The 17,828-nt window shown below is 62.6% G+C and carries 13 protein-coding genes and 1 pseudogene; 10 read left to right on the top strand and 4 right to left on the bottom strand.

All coding sequences use genetic code 11. The features are described from left to right. Positions 1-42 precede the first annotated feature (42 nt). From AC3ANU_RS13605 to AC3ANU_RS13570, 8 genes are all read left to right on the top strand, one after another. Positions 43-984 carry an ABC transporter permease gene (locus tag AC3ANU_RS13605; protein ID WP_134164237.1) on the top strand — a complete coding sequence of 314 codons (942 nt, stop codon included), beginning with the start codon at positions 43-45 and terminating at the stop codon, positions 982-984. Further along, positions 981-2,765, top strand: a complete 1,785-nt coding sequence (locus tag AC3ANU_RS13600; RefSeq protein WP_488314708.1) for a dipeptide/oligopeptide/nickel ABC transporter permease/ATP-binding protein — start codon at positions 981-983, stop codon at positions 2,763-2,765. The genes AC3ANU_RS13605 and AC3ANU_RS13600 overlap by 4 nt, the downstream gene beginning before the upstream one ends. Further along, positions 2,762-3,622, top strand: coding sequence for an ATP-binding cassette domain-containing protein (locus AC3ANU_RS13595; protein WP_488314707.1), 861 nt, complete (start codon positions 2,762-2,764; stop codon positions 3,620-3,622). The genes AC3ANU_RS13600 and AC3ANU_RS13595 overlap by 4 nt, the downstream gene beginning before the upstream one ends. Next, the gene (locus AC3ANU_RS13590; RefSeq protein WP_488314706.1) at positions 3,622-5,103 is read left to right on the top strand and encodes a glycoside hydrolase family 43 protein; all 1,482 of its coding nucleotides are present in this window, start codon (positions 3,622-3,624) and stop codon (positions 5,101-5,103) included. The genes AC3ANU_RS13595 and AC3ANU_RS13590 overlap by 1 nt, the downstream gene beginning before the upstream one ends. 78 nt (positions 5,104-5,181) lie before the next feature. Continuing rightward, complete coding sequence (locus AC3ANU_RS13585; RefSeq protein WP_134164234.1) at positions 5,182-6,222, top strand: Gfo/Idh/MocA family protein; 1,041 nt, start codon at positions 5,182-5,184, stop codon at positions 6,220-6,222. A gap of 76 nt (positions 6,223-6,298) precedes the next feature. Then, positions 6,299-8,155: a beta-glucuronidase gene (gene uidA / locus AC3ANU_RS13580; RefSeq protein ID WP_134164233.1), complete on the top strand. Its 1,857-nt coding sequence runs from the start codon at positions 6,299-6,301 to the stop codon at positions 8,153-8,155. Continuing rightward, on the top strand, positions 8,152-9,189 hold the full coding sequence (locus tag AC3ANU_RS13575) for an SDR family NAD(P)-dependent oxidoreductase (protein ID WP_134164232.1): 1,038 nt from the start codon (positions 8,152-8,154) through the stop codon (positions 9,187-9,189). The genes uidA and AC3ANU_RS13575 overlap by 4 nt, the downstream gene beginning before the upstream one ends. Before the next feature lie 127 nt (positions 9,190-9,316). Then, positions 9,317-9,580, top strand: coding sequence for a hypothetical protein (locus tag AC3ANU_RS13570; RefSeq protein ID WP_134164231.1), 264 nt, complete (start codon positions 9,317-9,319; stop codon positions 9,578-9,580). 1,120 nt (positions 9,581-10,700) lie between these two features. Here the strand turns inward: AC3ANU_RS13570 and AC3ANU_RS13565 are convergent. Then, positions 10,701-11,735: a DUF4192 domain-containing protein gene (locus AC3ANU_RS13565; protein ID WP_488314705.1), complete on the bottom strand. Its 1,035-nt coding sequence runs from the start codon at positions 11,733-11,735 to the stop codon at positions 10,701-10,703. Positions 11,736-12,227: 492 nt separating this feature from the next. On the opposite strand from AC3ANU_RS13565, the gene AC3ANU_RS13560 reads away from it, so the two are divergent. Together AC3ANU_RS13560 and AC3ANU_RS13555 are read left to right on the top strand one after the other, a co-directional pair. Beyond that, positions 12,228-12,407, top strand: a complete 180-nt coding sequence (locus AC3ANU_RS13560) for a hypothetical protein (protein WP_165838103.1) — start codon at positions 12,228-12,230, stop codon at positions 12,405-12,407. Positions 12,408-12,589: 182 nt separating this feature from the next. After that, the gene (locus tag AC3ANU_RS13555) at positions 12,590-13,315 is read left to right on the top strand and encodes an HIRAN domain-containing protein (protein ID WP_165838102.1); all 726 of its coding nucleotides are present in this window, start codon (positions 12,590-12,592) and stop codon (positions 13,313-13,315) included. A 904-nt stretch (positions 13,316-14,219) separates the two neighbouring features. Here AC3ANU_RS13555 and AC3ANU_RS13550 read toward each other — a convergent pair. The 3 genes and pseudogenes from AC3ANU_RS13550 to AC3ANU_RS13540 form a co-directional block, all read right to left on the bottom strand. Further along, positions 14,220-14,310: pseudogene (locus AC3ANU_RS13550) on the bottom strand (recombinase family protein); the annotation flags it as partial. 562 nt (positions 14,311-14,872) lie between these two features. Continuing rightward, positions 14,873-16,270: an aldehyde dehydrogenase family protein gene (locus AC3ANU_RS13545; RefSeq protein WP_488314704.1), complete on the bottom strand. Its 1,398-nt coding sequence runs from the start codon at positions 16,268-16,270 to the stop codon at positions 14,873-14,875. 22 nt (positions 16,271-16,292) lie between these two features. Continuing rightward, positions 16,293-17,813, bottom strand: coding sequence for an APC family permease (locus tag AC3ANU_RS13540; RefSeq protein WP_056391249.1), 1,521 nt, complete (start codon positions 17,811-17,813; stop codon positions 16,293-16,295). Positions 17,814-17,828: the final 15 nt, after the last annotated feature.

Below are 17,828 nucleotides of genomic sequence, written 5' to 3'. Positions count from 1 at the left end.
AAGGAGCTCAAAGATGCCAGTGGAAACATCCCGGGGCAGCGCATGATCGGGTACGCGCTGCGCCGCCTTGGCGCAGGCATCGTCCTCGCGCTGCTGGTTACCATGATCACGTTCTTCCTCCTCAGCGGCTCGCTGGAATCCGTGGCCCGCGAACGGCTGGGGAGCGCAGCGACTCCCGAGTCCATCAAAGACCTTATGACCCAGCTCGGCTTCGACCGGCCCTCCCTTGTCCAATACCTGGATTGGCTCGGATCAGTACTGACTGGCAACTTCGGCACTTCCCTCTTCACCAGCCAACCCGTAGCACCCGCAGTCGCTTCGCGTTTGGGTGTCACCCTTTCGCTGGTCGTTACCGCGCTGATCATCACGGTGATCATCAGCGTCGCCCTGGGGGTCTGGGCAGCCTCACGCGGCGGCGTGGCCGACAAAGTATCCCAGGGCTTGTCACTGATTGGCCACATCGTTCCCGGGCTGCTCATTGCCATCGCCCTCGTGGCAGTCCTCGCTGTGAACCTGAAGCTGCTTCCGGCAACCGGGTTCACCCCCTTCGCGCAAAACCCCGCAAAGTGGGCGGCTTCGATCACCATTCCGGTGATCGTGCTCGTCATCGGAGGAGTGGCCAACATGGCCGCGCAAATACGCGGATCGATGATCGGTGAACTCCGCAAGGACTACGTACGCACGCTGCGAACACGTGGAATCCGGACGCGGTCCATCGTGCTCCGCCACGCGCTGCGGAACGCAGCGAGCCCGGCACTGACCGTCCTGTCCCTCGAATTCATCCAAATGCTCGGCGGCGCGCTCATCATCGAAAACGTATTCGCGCTGCCCGGGTACGGCCAGTACGCGTTCAACGCCTCCCTCCAAGGCGACATCCCCGTCATCATGGGCATCACTTTGTTCGGCGTCATGCTCGTGGTGACGGTGAACCTCATTACCGATGTAGCAAACGGCTGGCTCAACCCGAAGGCGAGAATCTATTGAGCATCGAAGAACTCAGCGTCGACCCCGGGCTGGCCACCCCGCCAAGGAAATCTCCCTTGCGGAAACTCCTCAGGGACCCCCAAGCGGTCATCACCTCCGCGCTGCTGCTGGTCATCATCGTCCTCGGACTCCTGACCCCATGGATCGGCCCCCACGACCCCAACGAGGCCCAACTCAACGCAATCAACGCAGTGCCAGGAACGCCCGGGTACCCGCTGGGCGCTGATCAGAACGGCCGCGACATCGCGTCCCGGCTCCTGCATTCAATCAACACAAGCATCATCGCAGCCCTCATCGGCGCGAGCGTCGCCCTCGTCATTGGCGTGACCTTCGGCCTGATCGGGGGCTACTTCGGACGGCGGCTGCGCAGCGCGACAGAATGGGTCTTCAGCCTCATTATGACCTTCCCCGGGCTGCTGCTGCTCATCGTCCTGATGCCGATCACCAAGGGCGACTACCGCGCCACCATGCTCATCTTTGGTGTGTTGCTCTCACCCGGGATTTACCGCCTCGTACGGAACCTCGTTGTCGGGGTGAAGAATGAACTGTACGTGGATGCCGCCCGAGTATCCGGGCTCTCCAACCTCCGCATCCTGGGCCGGCACGTCCTCTTCGTGGTCCGCGGCCCCATCATCATCGCCACCGCCTTCCTGGCCGGTTCCGCCATCAGCCTCCAGTCCGGCCTGGCCTTCCTGGGAGTCGGGTCGCACCTCGTTCCCAGCTTCGGCGCGATGATCGCGGACGGCTTCACCAACCTGTACGTGGACCCGACCCAATTCATCTGGCCCAGTGTCCTGCTCGGAACCCTCACGGCATCCCTCGTACTGCTCGGCAACTCCCTGCGGGACGCCTTCGAGGGTGTGAAACTGAAACCCGCAAAATCGGCCAGGCCCAGTGTCCAGAACACAACACAGGGCGCCGGCAGCGACGGTTCAGGAGAGCTGTTGTCCGTGAAGGACCTGGCAATTGCCTACCCCACGCCGTCGGGGCAACTGAAGGAGGTCGTAAAAGGGGTCAGCCTCAACCTTCGCGCAGGGGAGATCCTCGGCCTGGTCGGTGAGTCCGGTTCAGGGAAGACCCAAACCGCCTTCTCTGTCCTGGGGGTGCTCCCGTCGGAGGCGGTGGTGGTCCGTGGCTCCATTCAGGTCGAGGGACGGGAACTGCTCGGCCTCCGGGAGCAGGACCTGCGCGCCCTGCGCGGCCGCGGGATCTCCTACATACCGCAGGAACCCATGTCGAACCTTGACCCCTCGTACACTGTCGGCGCGCAACTCGTGGAGGGCCTCCGCGCATCCGCCCGCATCTCCGGGGCGGAAGCGAAAGCCAGGGTGCTCGCACTGTTGGAGCGCGTCGGAATCCAGGATCCCCCGCGAACGTTCGGGTCCTACCCGCACCAGATTTCCGGCGGAATGGCGCAGCGCGTCCTGATTGCCGGAGCGGTGGCAAGCCGTCCGAAGCTTCTCATCGCCGATGAACCCACCACCGCGCTCGATGTGACAGTCCAGGCCGAAATCCTGGACCTGCTACGGGACCTCCAGGCCGAACTGAACATGGCGGTCCTGCTCGTCACCCACAACTTCGGCGTGGTCGCGGACATCTGCGACCGGATCGCCGTCATGCAGGACGGCCAGATTGTCGAGTCGGGCACGGCCATGGAGCTGCTCCGCGAACCCAAGCACCCATACACCCAACTGCTCCTGGGCTCGATCCTTGACGAACACACCGTACGAACCGACCCGCCCGTGCCCGTCGCGGCGGCTTCTGGGGAGAGAAAATCATGACGACGCCACTACTGGACGTGACTGACCTTCGCGTCGCATTCACCGACCGCGGATTCCGTCCCAAGTCCACCGAGGTCCTGCATGGGGTTTCCCTGAGCATCGGCGAGGGAGAAACGCTCGGCGTCGTGGGCGAATCCGGATCCGGGAAAACCACCATCGGCCGGGCGGTCCTGGGTCTGGTGAAGCCCAGCGGGGGACGGATCACCTTTCAAGGCTCCGACATCACCCACGCCAGCCCTAAAGACCGCCGAATCCTGTCCAAAGACATCCAGGTCGTCTTCCAGGACCCCTATACCTCGCTGAACCCCTCACTGACCATCGGGGATACCCTGAGCGAACCCCTCATAGTCCAAGGAGCAGCAGCCCGCGAAGCACGAACCCGCGTCCAAAAGCTGCTGGACCAGGTAGGTCTCCCGCGCGACGCTGCCGAGCGCCTGCCGCGGGAGTTCAGCGGCGGCCAGCGTCAAAGAGTCGCCATCGCCCGCGCCCTGGCCCCCGAACCCAAACTCATCGTCTGCGATGAGCCCGTCTCGGCCCTGGACCTTTCCACCCAAGCCCGGGTCATGAATCTCTTTATCGACATTCAACGCCAGACCGGAGTCGCCTACCTGTTCATCTCCCACGACCTGGCAGCCGTACGCCACATCAGCCACCGCGTCAGTGTCGTCTACAGGGGAGACGTCGTGGAAACAGGACCAGCGGACTTGGTCACGTCCACCCCGGAACACCCGTATACACAGAAACTGCTGCTCGCGGCGCCGATCGCAGACCCCGTGGAACAGGAGAAACGCCGCGCCGAACGCTACCGGCTCGCCGAGCTCCACCGCGAACAGAACGTCCAGGCTGGAGTCGCATAATGGGGGCAGCACCCATACTTCCGGGTTTCCACCCTGACCCGTCGATCTGCCGGGCAGGTGATGACTTTTACCTCATCAACTCCAGCTTCGAGTACTTCCCGGGCGTACCAATATTCACCAGCAGGGATCTGCGCACCTGGCGACAGATCGGTAACGTCCTGGACCGCGAAAGCCAGCTCAATGTCAGCCCCGGCCTCTCCGGGGCCGGCAAAGGCATCTACGCGCCCACCATCCGTTTTCACGACGGAAGGTTCTGGATGGCAACGACCAACATCACGGACGTTGCCAAGGGGCACCTCATCGTTCACGCCCAGGACCCGTCCGGCCCCTGGAGTGACCCCGTCTACACCACAGGTGCCATCGGCTGGGACCCGGACCTGTCCTGGGATGAAGACGGCAACTGCCACCTCGCCTGGGCTGACCCAAGGGGCGGCATCGCGCACGCCCTGGTCAATCCGCTCACCGGCCAGTTGTTGTCCGAAACCGAACTGATCTGGCGGGGAACCGGGCTCTCCTCCCCGGAAGGCCCGCACCTGTTCCGCAAGAACGGGTGGTGGTATCTCCTCGTCGCAGAAGGCGGAACAGGTCCCGGCCACGCGGTCACCATAGGCCGCGCCCGTACGGTCACGGGGCCCTACGAGGCTCATCCCGACGGCCCGATCCTCACGCACCGCAGCACCTCCCACCCGGTACAGAACACCGGCCACGCCGACCTGGTCGAACTCCGCGACGGCACCTGGGCCATGGTCTATCTGGGCGTCCGTCCACGAGGGGAATTCCCGCGCTTCCACGTCAACGGACGCGAGACGTTCCTCTCCGGCGTGGACTGGTCCAACGAGTGGCCCGTAATCATCCCGGACCGTTACCCGGAACCCCAGACAACCACCTCTTTCATTGACGACTTCACCAAGCCGGAATTGCATCCGCGCTGGATTTCCCCGGGCGTTCCTCCCGGCAGTTTCTGCCGGTCCAACGGAAACGGAGGCCTCACCCTGGACCCAGGACGCAGGGCCGAGGACAGGGAAGCCAAACGGCTGCTCGCCGTCAGGGCACAGGACGCCCAGTGGCAGGTGACCGTGGACGCGCCCGCCGGTAACCTGGCCCTCATCCTCCGCATCGACGACTCACACTGGGCGGGGGTTGAGCGCCGCGGTAACGTCATATCCGCCCGTGCTGTCATTGGGCCTCTGGACCAGACTCTCGCATCAGCGACCGGCATCCCGCCGACAGCGCCTTTGGCGCTCCGGACACGAGGAAATCCGCAGCAGCATGGTGCCCGTACAGGGCCGGACCGGGTTGAGCTGGGCTACATAGCGGACAACTTCCACGTGTTGGCGACCATTGATGGCCGGTACCTGTCCACGGAAGTCGCCGGCGGATTCACGGGAAGAGTCATCGGACTGGAAGCCCTTGACGGACCGGCGCGCGTGGAGCGCTTCGAATACCTGGCAGATGCCACGGACCCCTCTGCCGGGTCATAGGCGGCTACGTCGGGCAGCAGGTGCCCTTCCTAACGAGTTTCTTCAACCCATAAACCCCCGACTTTGATAGGGAAACCCATGAACGGAACGTCGTCTCATCCCCACGGCACTTTGCGGTGGGCCATCGCCGGGACCGGCACCATCTCCCGCAGCATCGTGCCCGATCTGCAGCTCATTCCCGGCAACCACGTAGAGGTTGTGTTCAGCAGGGACCACACCAAGGCGGCCCGGTTCGCCGAGGAATTTGGTCTCCCGCGTTCGACCAACGACTACACATCACTGATCACCGATCCCCTGGTTGACGCGCTGTATCTCGCCACGCCCTTTGCCACCCACGCTGCGATGGCCCGCCAAGCGCTGAACGCCGGCAAACATGTGATCATCGAAAAGCCCATGGCCACGAACACGCGCGAGGTCCAGGAACTCTTCGCCCTCGCTGAACACCGGGGCCTGTTCCTCCTGGAGGCCATGTGGATGAAGTTCAATCCCGCGTTCCAGCACCTTGTTGAACTCCTGGAGTCCGGGATCATCGGAACACCAGCAAGCCTGCGTGCCGGGTTCGGCTTTCCCCTGATCCCCGACGGCGGCAGCAGGTGGGACGTGGCACGCAGCGGCGGAACACTTCTGGATCAGGGCATCTACCCTGTCACGCTGGCCCACACCATCTTTGGTGAACCGGCAAGCATCCACGCCCGCGGACGGCTCAGAGCCGACGGCCTCGACTTCGCCGAACACTTCACCCTTGAGTTCGAGGACGGCCGGTTCGCCCAATGCGCGAGTTCAATGACCGAATTCCTCGATCCGTCCGCTGCGATCAGCGGCACCAAGGGATGGATCACACTCCCGGGCATGTTTTGGACATCGACAACCCTCCTTGTCCATGGGGGATCCTGGGCCACAATGTTCGCCCCGGACCCGATACAACATCACCGCGAAGGCAACGGATACGTCCCCATGCTCCGCGCCGCCGGCGAAGCGATCCGCTCCGGAGCAACCCAGCACCCGACACATCCCGCGTCCCACACCATTGCCGTATTCCGAACCCTGGACACCATCCGCCATCAGGTTGAGGAAGCCGCCGCAACCTCTGAAAGTGATGGCCACATCACACACGCCTGAATCGAAGGATGGCCCGCTGCTGCGCGAACCACCCCACATCATCAACCCGTACCAATAATCACCAGGAGGACACCCAGTGCTAAAACCCCGCCCCACCACCACCCGAGAACTTGTAAACCTCGACGGGCTCTGGCGTTTCGCCGTCGCCGACGCAGATGTCCGCGAGCCCTGGACCGGGACCCTGGAAACCCAGCTTGAGGCCCCCGTGCCGGCCAGTTACAACGACCTCTTCACCGATCAGAAGATCCGCGACCACGTGGGATGGGTGTGGTACCAGCGAACAGTCCGTGTGCCGCGGGGTTGGGCAGGGGAGCGCGTGCTTCTCCGCCTGGACGCAGCCACCCACGAAGGAAAAGTCTACGTCGACGACGTTCTGGTCGCCCGGCACGTCGGTGGCTACACGCCCTTCGAGGCCGACATCACCGACCACGTCACCCCCGGCGGGGAATTTCGTCTCACGGTCGGGGTGAACAACGAGCTGACCAGCGAGACCATTCCCCCGGGCAGCATCACCGCCACCCGGGACGGGCGGCGCCAGCAAACCTACCTGCATGACTTCTACAACTACGCCGGCCTGGCAAGGTCGGTGTGGCTCTACAGCAAACCACGACGCCACATCAGCGACATCACCATCGTCACCGGTGTCATCGGCCAGACCGGTATCGTCGATTATTCCGTAACGGCCAGCCACGAAACCGGCGTCCGTGTCCGCGCCATCGACGCCGCAGGACATGAAGTCGCCACGGCGCACGGAAGCAGCGGAACTCTCGCCATCGACAGCGTCAATCTCTGGCAGCCGGGCGCCGCCTACCTCTACGACCTTGTGGTCGAGCTCGTCGAGGGCAACGAGGTGATTGACAGTTACACCGAACCGTTTGGCGTCAGGACCCTCGAGGTCACTGGGACCGAATTCCTCATCAACGGCAAACCGTTTTACTTCACCGGGTTCGGCAAACACGAGGACACGGCAGTCCGTGGCAAGGGTCACGACAACGCCTACCTGGTACACGACTTCCAGCTCCTGGACTGGGTGGGCGCGAACTCGTTCAGAACCTCGCACTACCCCTACGCCGAGGAGGTTCTGGAATTCGCGGACCGCCACGGCATCGTTGTCGTCGACGAGACGGCTGCCGTCGGCCTGAACCTGGGAGTCCAGGGCGGACTCACCGGGATAGGCCCCAAGCCGACCTTCTCTCCCGAAACTTTCAACCATGAGACCCAGGCCGCGCACGCGCAGCACCTTCGTGAAGTGATCGCCCGGGACAAGAACCACCCCAGCGTGGTGATGTGGAGCATCGCCAACGAGCCGGCCTCCAACGAGGAAGGAGCCCGGGAATTCTTCGAACCTCTTGTGAAGCTCGCGCGGGAACTGGATCCCACCCGTCCGCTGACCTACGCGGCGGTTATGTTCGCCACCTTCCAGAACGACAAGATCGCCGACCTCTTCGACGTCCTCAGCATCAACCGCTACTACGGCTGGTACGTATTCACCGGTGACCTTGCAACGGCCGAGCAGTACCTCGAAGCCGATCTGCGCGGCTGGGTGGAGGCGTTCGGCAAACCCGTCATGATGAGCGAGTACGGGGCGGACACCATGCCAGGGCAGCACTCGGTGTGGGACCTGCCCTGGAGCGAGGAATACCAGCAGTCCTACCTCACCATGAACCACCGCGTCTTTGACAGGATCGAGGCCTTCATCGGAGAACACGTCTGGAATTTCGCCGACTTCCAAACCTCCAACGGCATCCACCGTGTGGACGGCAACAGAAAAGGCATCTTCACCAGGGACCGCAAGCCGAAAGCCGCAGCCCACACCCTCCGCTCCCGCTGGACCGGACTCGCCGGCACCAAACCCTCAGCCAACCAAACAGCAGCACCCGACAACGAAAAGACAACAACTTCCTCCGTACACGCTCTGGAAGGAGCAAAATGACCGAAACCACACAAGCACTCACCGGTTCCCGTTCCATCCGGGAATGGCTTGACCATCCGGCGGGCGGCCCGCTGCTGAGGGGAATGCTCGCGGCTGCAGGGCAGGACGAAACAGCCCTCAAACCCATCGAACACTTCGCCCTCCAAAAGCTGGTCGAACTGGGCGGGGCCCAGTTTCCGCAAGCAGACCTGGATCACTTGGTGCGCGAAGTCAACGCGGGAGTACTCCCAGAGAACGACACGGAAGACGACGACGCCACTGCGCAGGCAGGGCAGTGGGCTGAACGGATCTCGGACGGGCGGTTCTCCGGCAAGACCGTGATCGTCACCGGGGCCGCCTCGGGCATCGGACGCGCCACCGCTTCCAGGATCGCGCGGGAAGGGGGGAGGGTCGTCGCTGTAGACATCGCCGCTGACCGGCTCGACGAGCTGGCCAGTGCCCACCCCGAGGCGGACATCGTCCCGGTGCAGGCGGACATCACCCAGGATCAGGACATTGCCAGGATCATCAACGCAGCCGGAGCACGGATTGACGCCCTCGCAAACGTCGCAGGGATTATGGACGACATGACGCCGCTGCATGAAGTGTCCGACGACGTCTGGACCAGAGTGTTCGCGGTCAACGTCGATGGGATGTTCCGCCTGACCCGGGCCGTGATCCCCGCGATGATCGCCGCGGAACGGGGATCAATTGTCAACGTTGCGTCCGAGGCCGCCCTGCGCGGCAACTCCGCCGGAGTGGCCTACACCGCCTCCAAACATGCCGTTCTCGGCATGACGCGCAGTACCGCCTTCATGTACGCCCCGCAAGGTATCAGGGTCAATGCAGTAGCCCCGGGTCCGGTCGCGACGAGAATCGAAGCCACCTTCCGCTCAGAACTCGGCGCGAAACGTCTCGGCCCGTTCATGCAGATGATTCCTCCCGTGGCAGAGGCATCCCAGTTAGCCGCATCGATAACCTTCTTGCTTAGTGATGACGGAACGAACATCTCCGGCGCTGTCCTGCCCTCAGACGGTGCCTGGTCCGTGCAATAAGAGCCAGTTCCGGAAGGCTCCGGGGAGGTGCCCGCATGGCTGCCGGCGCCTTCCCGCTGCACCACAGAGTCCCCGCAGGTCGGGAACACCCGCTGGCTCCGCACGGCATCGACTACCAGGAATCCTCATGGACACCACCTCCCGCAGTCATTCCCAGCACGCTCCCACGACGGGTGACTTCACCATGCGGCAACCTGAAGACGATTGGACGCTGCTCGTTGGCCAGAACATTGAGATCTACGAACAGGGAAAGATCCTCGACAAAGGCCACGTGGAGGACGTGACAACAAACGGGCACGTCCTCTGGCTGACGATGGAAGGCCCACAGCACCGACGCCTCGTCGAGAAGACACCTACAAGGCACGTCAAGGTCCTTCATACCAGAGCCTAAATGATGACCTTTCCTCGGCGACCAACATCGCCTCAGGCCGAGCCGGCAGCGGTTGACCACAGCCTCCGACCCTCGTCCTTTCCGACAGTGTTCTAAGGTCTTCTCAGAGGAAGGTCCGACCTAACACTCGGGTTTGTCAGTTTGGGGTGTACACAAAGCTGATGGGATTAGAGACCGGGTTAAAAGGGGCTGTCTAGCAAGTTGTTGATGTAGGTGTCCAGCAAGCAATGGGAGCTTCGGAGCGCGCTGACAGCTCGGAAACGAACATCGGGATCCCAGACAAGGTGGATAAGACCTGGTGGCTCGAGACCCACAACACCCTTGCCACCGCCAACTCTAAGCGGTTCCATTCATTTGCTCCCCAGCCGAAAAGGTTCCGGAATCGGTACCCGCAGTAACTGAGTCCCTAGGAATGTTGACCACTTCGCGTCGCACTGGACTCGCACACCCACCTTTAATCCCTCGGCTGTCTACGTGAAGCCGCTTGACCTCGACCTGGCACGGGCCGGGGGAGCTGGCGTGCAGATGGCGCCGACGCCACCGCCGTGTAGGTGGGTCTGGAGTGCGATGCCTCACTGCTGGACGCCCCACCCGCAAAGTGCGGTTACTTACTACTTGCAGGAACAGTAAAGCTTCCCACCAGGCAGCGGCCCGATAGAGATCATGGCGGCTTGAATTCTTCACTGCCACAGCGTGCATTCTGCGATACGACAAACTAGTCCATAGGCATGGCCATAACGGTCGGCATCCGATCTGCAGGAAGCAAGAGTTCCCGCAGCTTCCGCTGCAGCCTTGGCCGGTCAAACTCAGACAAAACGGTCGTCGGCCGCACCTACAGCAGATTCCCGGCTGCAAAAAAGCAGGGCCTGCCCGCTGAGGGACACCTCGTCGCGGCCCGGGAATGGGCCGAACCGGACAGCAGCGAAGAGTACTCCTGGAGCCCCTTCCAGGGCTCCCTGCCTCGGCCATTTCCCAGAACCGATAATGGAGATTCCGTCAACCACATCTGCTCGGTAGCGGGATGTCGGAGCCGTGGCTCGCTGGCGAAGCCGCCGGGAGGGAAGATTCACTGTCACTAGTTAACAGGAAGTACACTGCCTTCGTCTTACGGGGACATGAATTAGGGCATGTCGAACGGTAGTGCTTTGTAAGCCGTGCTCTTGTCCATGTTCCAGCCTGCGACGATGCCGGAGCCGACCATTTGGTCGCTGAGGCGGGCGAGGCGGTAGGCGGGGTCGGTATCGAGGGCGAGTTGGAGGAATTGGTGTGCTTTGCTGCCCTTGCCTTCCCACCAGTTGATGTAGCCAATCGCAGTGAGGACCGGTGCTGCGTGTTCGGGGGAGGTCCGGGTGTACGCGTGCAGGAGGAGATGTTGTGCCCATTCGATGCGCGACCACTTCGGGGCCTGTGTGGTTTGGGCGAACAGGATGTGCTGCATGGGTTCGTCCATCCCAGGGATGTCGGCTATGAGCCTGTCTCGGATGGCGGGGAATTGCAGGTTCGCGACGAGGGCGTGGCAGTCGTCGTCGCTGGGGAAGTCTGTCGAGCCGAGCATGTTGCCCCAGAGTTCCCTTCCGTGAAGGAGGGCCGTTTCGGCCGGTTGAGACTTGATGGAGTCCATGTGGCTTTCAACCGCGGCGGCTTTCGCTGCTGTCGGGCCGGTGGCTGGAAGGGTGATGCGGTCGGTGGGTTGGACATAGCTGCCGCGGTAGATGAATTCCGCGTTGATGGCGCTGGTCTGGGTGGAATTGACGGGCAGGGCGAGGCTGGTGCCTGGTTCCCCGTCGTAGGGGGAGAAGGTTTCGTCGCCGATGAGGAGGCCGTCCCGGATGGTGATTCCCTGCTCGGCGAGGACCCCGGTGAGGGCGGCGATCGTTCCGGCCTGCGGCCTGGCCTCCCCGGGCTGGGTGGTTTCGCTGGTGTAGACCGCGAAGAGGATCGATGTTGCAGTGGTGTCACTGGTGAGGTAGTGGGCGACCGTTCGTGCGTAGTTGAGCTCCTGGCCCGGTTGGTGGGGGAGGTCGACACGGAGAGTGGCACCGATGCTGTTGTCGTTCATCGTGATGCACACCAGGCTTTCCTGGGGCCAGAAGCCCAGGGTGTGCCCGATGAAGCTGAGGACATCCGATGGTGTTTTGATCGTGAGCTTTTCCATGATCCCGTTTCCTTCACCCTTGATTTCTGTTTTGTCTGCGGTTGTTGGTCGTGATCGTCGTTCTGGTAGGGGACCATCCGCTGGGCTGAGGGGACGGAGTGCAACTTGGGGGACCGGCGCCGGGGCTGAAAACTTCGTCCCGGCGCCATCCGACTCCGGTCTGGGAAGTTTTCGGTTCCGGGGTCGGCGTGTAGCGCCCTGGTTGCGCGGAGGGCCCGCCCAGCGACCATGGACATATCAGAATGACAAGCAGCGATGAGTTTGTTCTTTTCCATGGGTTTTGAAGAATGGGACCGCATGACTTCGGCGGTTGTTGAGGGCGCTCAGGCTTTTTTGCAGCGGCGTGGAGATTTCGCTTGGTGGCCGTTTGGTCCTGGACGGATTGCTGATGCATAGAATCTCTCGTATGAGGAGAACTGGCTTTCGTATGCCAGATTTATCGGGGGTACGGCTTTGGGGTTTCGTTACCACAAGTCAAAGAGTTTTGGGCCGGTGCGGATCACCGCATCGAAGCGCGGATTGAGCGCAAGCGTTGGGGGGCGGCCCCTTCCGGGTCACGAAGTCGGCAATGCGTCGCACAATAACTACGGTGAGGATCCCCAAGATTGGGGTCTCCTATTCGAGAGGCAGCAAACCTCCTTACCTTCGTCGGCGAAAGCCCGGCGAGGCTGAACGCGGGCGGACGCGGCGTCATCAGCCAAGTTTTCGATACCGCCACCAGGGACCCTGAGAGATTCTTCAGTAGTGGCTGAATAGGTGGCGTCCTCCCACGCCTGGCGGTCACGACGGCGCTTTCGCAGCACGAAAGTCAGCCCGACAATGCCGCTTCGCCTCATCAGGATTCGTCGTACGCGGTGCCACTGGAACCAATTGCAGCGGTCAATCAGCCTTCTTCCTCCCCTAAGCGCTCGTATCCTGTTTCCCTTGGTCGCGCTGCGTGGTCGAACGTGGAGGTCGTTGGTGAGCACGCCTACGCTAAGGCAATCAAGACCGCGCTCCTCGCCAACGGAGCCATATCCATTCGCGGGTCCGACGGTGAAGTTGAAGGTGTTGAGGTGGAGTTGGTTGCTGAGCCGGACAACCCGCACGATGCTAATGCCATCAGTGTTCGGTGGAGAGGCCGGGTGCTTGGTTATCTCAGTCGTGAGGACGCGCTTCGCTATAAACAACCAATCAGGAGAAGCATCGCCAGCGGACTGCTCGCTGCAACTACCGCTCGCATTTGGGGATACGACGACGGCGCCCAGCTTCGTGCACGCGTCACCATTGCGCTGCCAGAACCGGAACTGATCACTCCACTCAACGCGGCCCCCACAGGCGTGAGCACGCTCTTGCCGTGGGGATCAGGAATTCAGGTCCTGAAGGAAGAGAACCACTTCGACATGCTGTCCAGCCACGTCCCAACCGACCGTCGAGGCCTCCTGCTGGTCAGCCTGCACAAAGCGATCAACACGTTGAAAAACGGCACACAGCGCCCGCTGGTCGAGGTACGAACTCGACGGCAAACGGGTTGGGAAACTCAGCAACGTCACTTCAGCACACCTGCTCCCGCTCCTCGAACACACCGAGGCAGTCGGTGAGACCGCCGTAGCCTACGCCAAAATCACCGGTTCTGCCCTCGCGGCACAGCTCGTCCTCCACGCCGCTAAAGCCACCGAAATCAGCAACGATTGGCTTTCCAGCGGTCCGCACCCGGTCCCGAAGCTCCCTCCGCTGGCCGCGAACTACGAGGTCCCGGCCGCCTACGCAAAGTAAGGGAAACCAAGCAAAGAAATCCCGAGCCAGGAGTGTGGACAATGTGCACACTCCTGGCCTCGGATTAGCCCGTACTGTCTCCGAACGGGCACGGATTCCGCATGTTTTCGCGGGTTCCCCGTGTTTGCAGGGCCTGGAATGTAGTTCGAGTCCCACCTCGGGCACAGCAGATCCCCTCGTCGGAGGGGCTTTTTGCTTTAACGTGTAGACATGGCGTGTGGTGCCGCCCCTCTGACGGCTGGGTCGCGGGCAGTGGGCCTGGCTGCCGCGGAGCCTTTTCAGGTGTGTGGGGTAGCGGGTTCAAGGCACTGGCTGGTTGGCCTTCCGCCTGCTGTCGTGCGGGTCTGCGGTTCCTCGTTCCGTTATGTTGGTGGGTTGGCCGGTGGTGGCCTACACCTATTCATGCCGCGGGGGAGTGGGGACAACATGACCTGTACGCACCTGCTCTCCTGTGCTGCCGCAGGCCGGTCTGAAGGACCGGTAGAAAGGGAGGCCCGCATGCATTTGTCCTGTCAAACCGAATGTGTAAAGTGTCAACACCTATATCTGCTTTTTCGAGGACGAAGCTATTGAGCTTGCGCAATCCCTGACAGTTCTGATCACCGCACATGCCGTCCAGCTCATGAACAGCTATGGCTTTTAGTTCGCAGAGCCTTTGATTATTGCGAACCGAGCCAGAGGACCTGCCGGCACTCAGCGTGATTGTCGTTGTCAGGCCGAGCCTGTCGACGCGACAGACCCCGGCCGCGACAAGCGCGTCGAGCTGCAGCTGCGCATCCTGACTGGATGAACTGACCCTTGTATAGCCAAGGTGTCTCACGTTGCCACTGTGGCTCGAAAAGGCCTCTTGAAGGCACTGCTAAGACCTCCCTCGCTGAGACGACTTAGCGAGACGTCAGGAAACACGGTATGACGCAGAACCCTATTCCTTTGATTGGCCGTAAAGGGGTGTCTTGGAAGGCTTTTGCTTTTCGAGACACATGAGAGATGAGAGGTTGGTTCTCCAGCGAAACCGGTGTCGGAGGGATCCGACAAGCAGTTTCTCGCGGCCGAAGTCTATTGTTCAGCTCGGGCTGTTCGGGACTAGGCGCCAGATGCGGTGGGTTTCGGTGTGGAGCAGCCGCCGTTCCCCGATCTTTGGCCGGCGAATCCATAGAACACCGAGCTCGGGCGCTGTTATTTCAACATATGCCGGATCCGGGCAGTGGAGATCGTCGGAGATAGCGACTGCGTCGCCCGGCTGAAGGGATGACCAGTCGGTGACTTCCTGATGGGTTCGGTGATGGGATTTTGACATGTTCATCCTTTGCAGAGGCAGATGTGAATGGATAACCCGCCCCTGATCGGTGGTGGCCAGACGCGGGCTATCCAGAAGGGAAAATTTAGCCGTTGATTACCTGGGGGACGCCGAGGTGTTTGAGTCCTTCGACGCCGAATTCGAGGCCGTAGCCGGATTGTTTTGCGCCGCCGAAGGGGATGCGTGGGTCGACGGCGCCGTGTTTGTTGATCCAGACGGTGCCGGCTTGGATGCGGGCGGCGACGTTGCGGGCTCTTGCCGGGTCTGAGGACCAGACGGAGGCGCCGAGTCCGACGTCGAGGGCGTTTGCTTTCTGGATTGCTTCGTCGATGGTGCTGTAGCGGATGATGGGCAGGGCGGGGCCGAATTGTTCTTCGGCGACGAGTGGGTTGTCGTTGTCAATGTCGGCCACGAGGGTGGTGGGGTAGAAGTAGCCGGGCTGGTCAGTGTCCGGGTTTCCGCCGAGGAGGACGCGGGCTCCGGAGGCTTTGGCGGCCTCCACGAGGTTCGCGACGATCTCGTATTGTGCCTTGTTCTGCAGCGGTCCGAGGACGTTCTTTTCGTCCAGGCCGTTACCCATTGGCATGGCCTTGGCCACGTTGGTGAGCTCCTCGCAGACGGCGTCGTAGATGTCGTCGTGGACGTAGAGGCGTTTCAGGGCGGCGCAGGTTTGGCCGGTGTTGATGAAGGCGCCCCAGAACAGGCCTTCGGCGATGGCCTTCGGGTCGGCGTCGGGCAGGACGATGCCGGCGTCGTTACCTCCCAGTTCCAGGGTGAGCCGCTTGACGGTGTCCGCGGAGGATTTGATGATCGCTTTGCCGGTGGCGGTGGAGCCGGTGAACATGATCTTCCCGATGGCGGGGTGGGAGGCGAGGGCTTCGCCTACATCGCGTCCGCCGGAGACTACGGTGAGGAGCCCTTCGGGCAGGGCTTCGTTGATGGTTTCAACGAGGGCAAGCACGCTGAGCGGGGTGTGTTCGGAGGGTTTGACCACTACGGCGTTGCCCATTCTCAGGGCGGGGGCGACCTGCCAGACGGTGATCATCATGGGCCAGTTCCACGGCCCGATGGCCCCGACGACGCCGATGGGCCGGTAATGCAGTTCGGCGCGTGTTTCACCGTCATCGACCAGGGTTTCGGCTTCGAGCGGTGTCCCTGCGGCGGCGCGGAGCCAGGCCGCGCAGGCGCCGACTTCGAAGCGGGCGTTGGGGCCGTTCAGCGGTTTGCCCTGCTCGCGGGACAGCAGCTGGGCGAGTTCTTCGGCGCGGGCTTCGATGGCGTCGGCGGCCTTCAACAGTGCAGCGGACCGTGCCTCGTGGCCGAGCTCGGCCCAGCCGGGCTGGGCGGCGACTGCCACGTCAATGGCGTGCTGCAGGTCCGCCACCGTATGCACCGGGGCGTCTCCGACGGGTTCACCGGTGGCGGGATTGAAGATGGTCCGGGCAGCAACGGAGCCCTCGGTCAGGACGGGTGTGGTGTTCATTAGATCCCTCTTATCTGGGTATTCAGTTGCTTGGAGCTGGCGGGACGAATCGTGCTCTAGTCGCAGCGGGTTCGGCTGTGACGGCGGTGTCGGTGAATTCGATGGTGTGTTCGCTTCGGTTGCGGCGCTCCAGGGCCATGCCGGCAATGAAGGCGACCGGGACCATCACGAGCAGCCAGTTGGCTGTGACGGCGTCACCGCCAATGAGGGTGGTGAAGTTGCTGACCACCGACCAGAGCACCGCGGTCATCAGGATTACGGCCAGGATCGGGGCGATAAGTGTCTGCCAGATCCCCTGCCCGCCGTGGCGGCGGAAGAAGACGACGACGGCCACCGATGCCAGGACATAGAGGACCAGCAACGCAACAACCGCGACGCCGGCGAACCAGGCGAAAAGGGTCAGGACCGGGTCCAGCCCCAGGATCGCGAACGGGATTGTCATCACCAGGGCCATCGCGGTCTGAACGTACGCGGCGGCGTAGGGTGCGCCGTGGGAGTTGGTCCGGGCCAGGCGGGCTGGGACGGAGCCGCGTTGGGCCAGGGAGTGGAGGTAGCGGTTGATGGCGTTGTGGAAGGCGATGATGCCCGCCAGGACCGAGGTGATGAGGAAGGCGCCCCCGACCGGGCCGGCCCAGGCACCGAGTTTGTCGACGGCTGCTGCGAAGAAGAACGAGGTGGCGTCGCCGGATTCGACCGCTGCGCCGGCGGCTCCCTGTACGGCTGTCGGGCCGTAGTAGGAGACGAGCATCCAGGTGATGAAGGCGAAGAAGATGGCAATGACACTGACCGAGAGGTAGGTGGCCCGGGCAACGGTGCGCCGTGGATCTTTCGCCTCGTCGGAGTAGATCGCGGTTGATTCGAAGCCGAACATGGACGCTACGGCGAACATGATGGCCACCCCCGGTGCCCCTGCTGCGATCGCGGCCGGTGAGAAGCTGGCGGAAAGGCTGATTCCTTCGGGTCCTCCTCCTGAGGCCAGCACGCTGATGCCGAAGGCGAGCAGGATGGCAACTTCGGCGCCCACGAGGAAGGCCAGGAATTTGGCTCCGAGTTCAACGTTCCTTGAACCCAGGAGCTGCACGGCGCCCATGGTGACCAGCACCAGCAGCCACCACGGTATGGTCACTCCCGTGTAGGTCGCGACGAGGGCGCTGAGACTGGCGCCGTAGAGCCCGTACATGCAGGCCTGGACGGTGCCGTAGGCCAGCAGCGCCAGCCAGGCGGCGCCGGCACCTGTATGCCGGCCCAAACCTGCCCCGACGTAAGCGTAGAAGGCGCCGTTGGCGCGGATCCTGCGGCTCATGGCGATGAATCCGACGGCGAAGATGATGATGACGACGCCGACCGTGAGGTAGGCCCCGGGAGCCCCGGCCCCGTTGCCGAGGAACACCGTGAGGCCGGATGCCCCCGCGATTCCGGTCAGTGGTGCTTGGGCGGAGAGGACGAAGAAAAGGATGCCGAGGACTCCGATGGAGCCCTTTTTCAGGTCGGTGCCCGGCGTCGTTGCCGCGGTTGAACCCGTGGATGTTTCTGTCTTTGACATGGTGGATGTCAACCT

The sequence above is a fragment of the Arthrobacter sp. SDR-2R genome, from assembly GCF_057747955.1.
The sequence above is the reverse complement of the archived record's forward strand: the minus strand, read 5'-3'. Positions and strand labels throughout refer to the sequence as shown.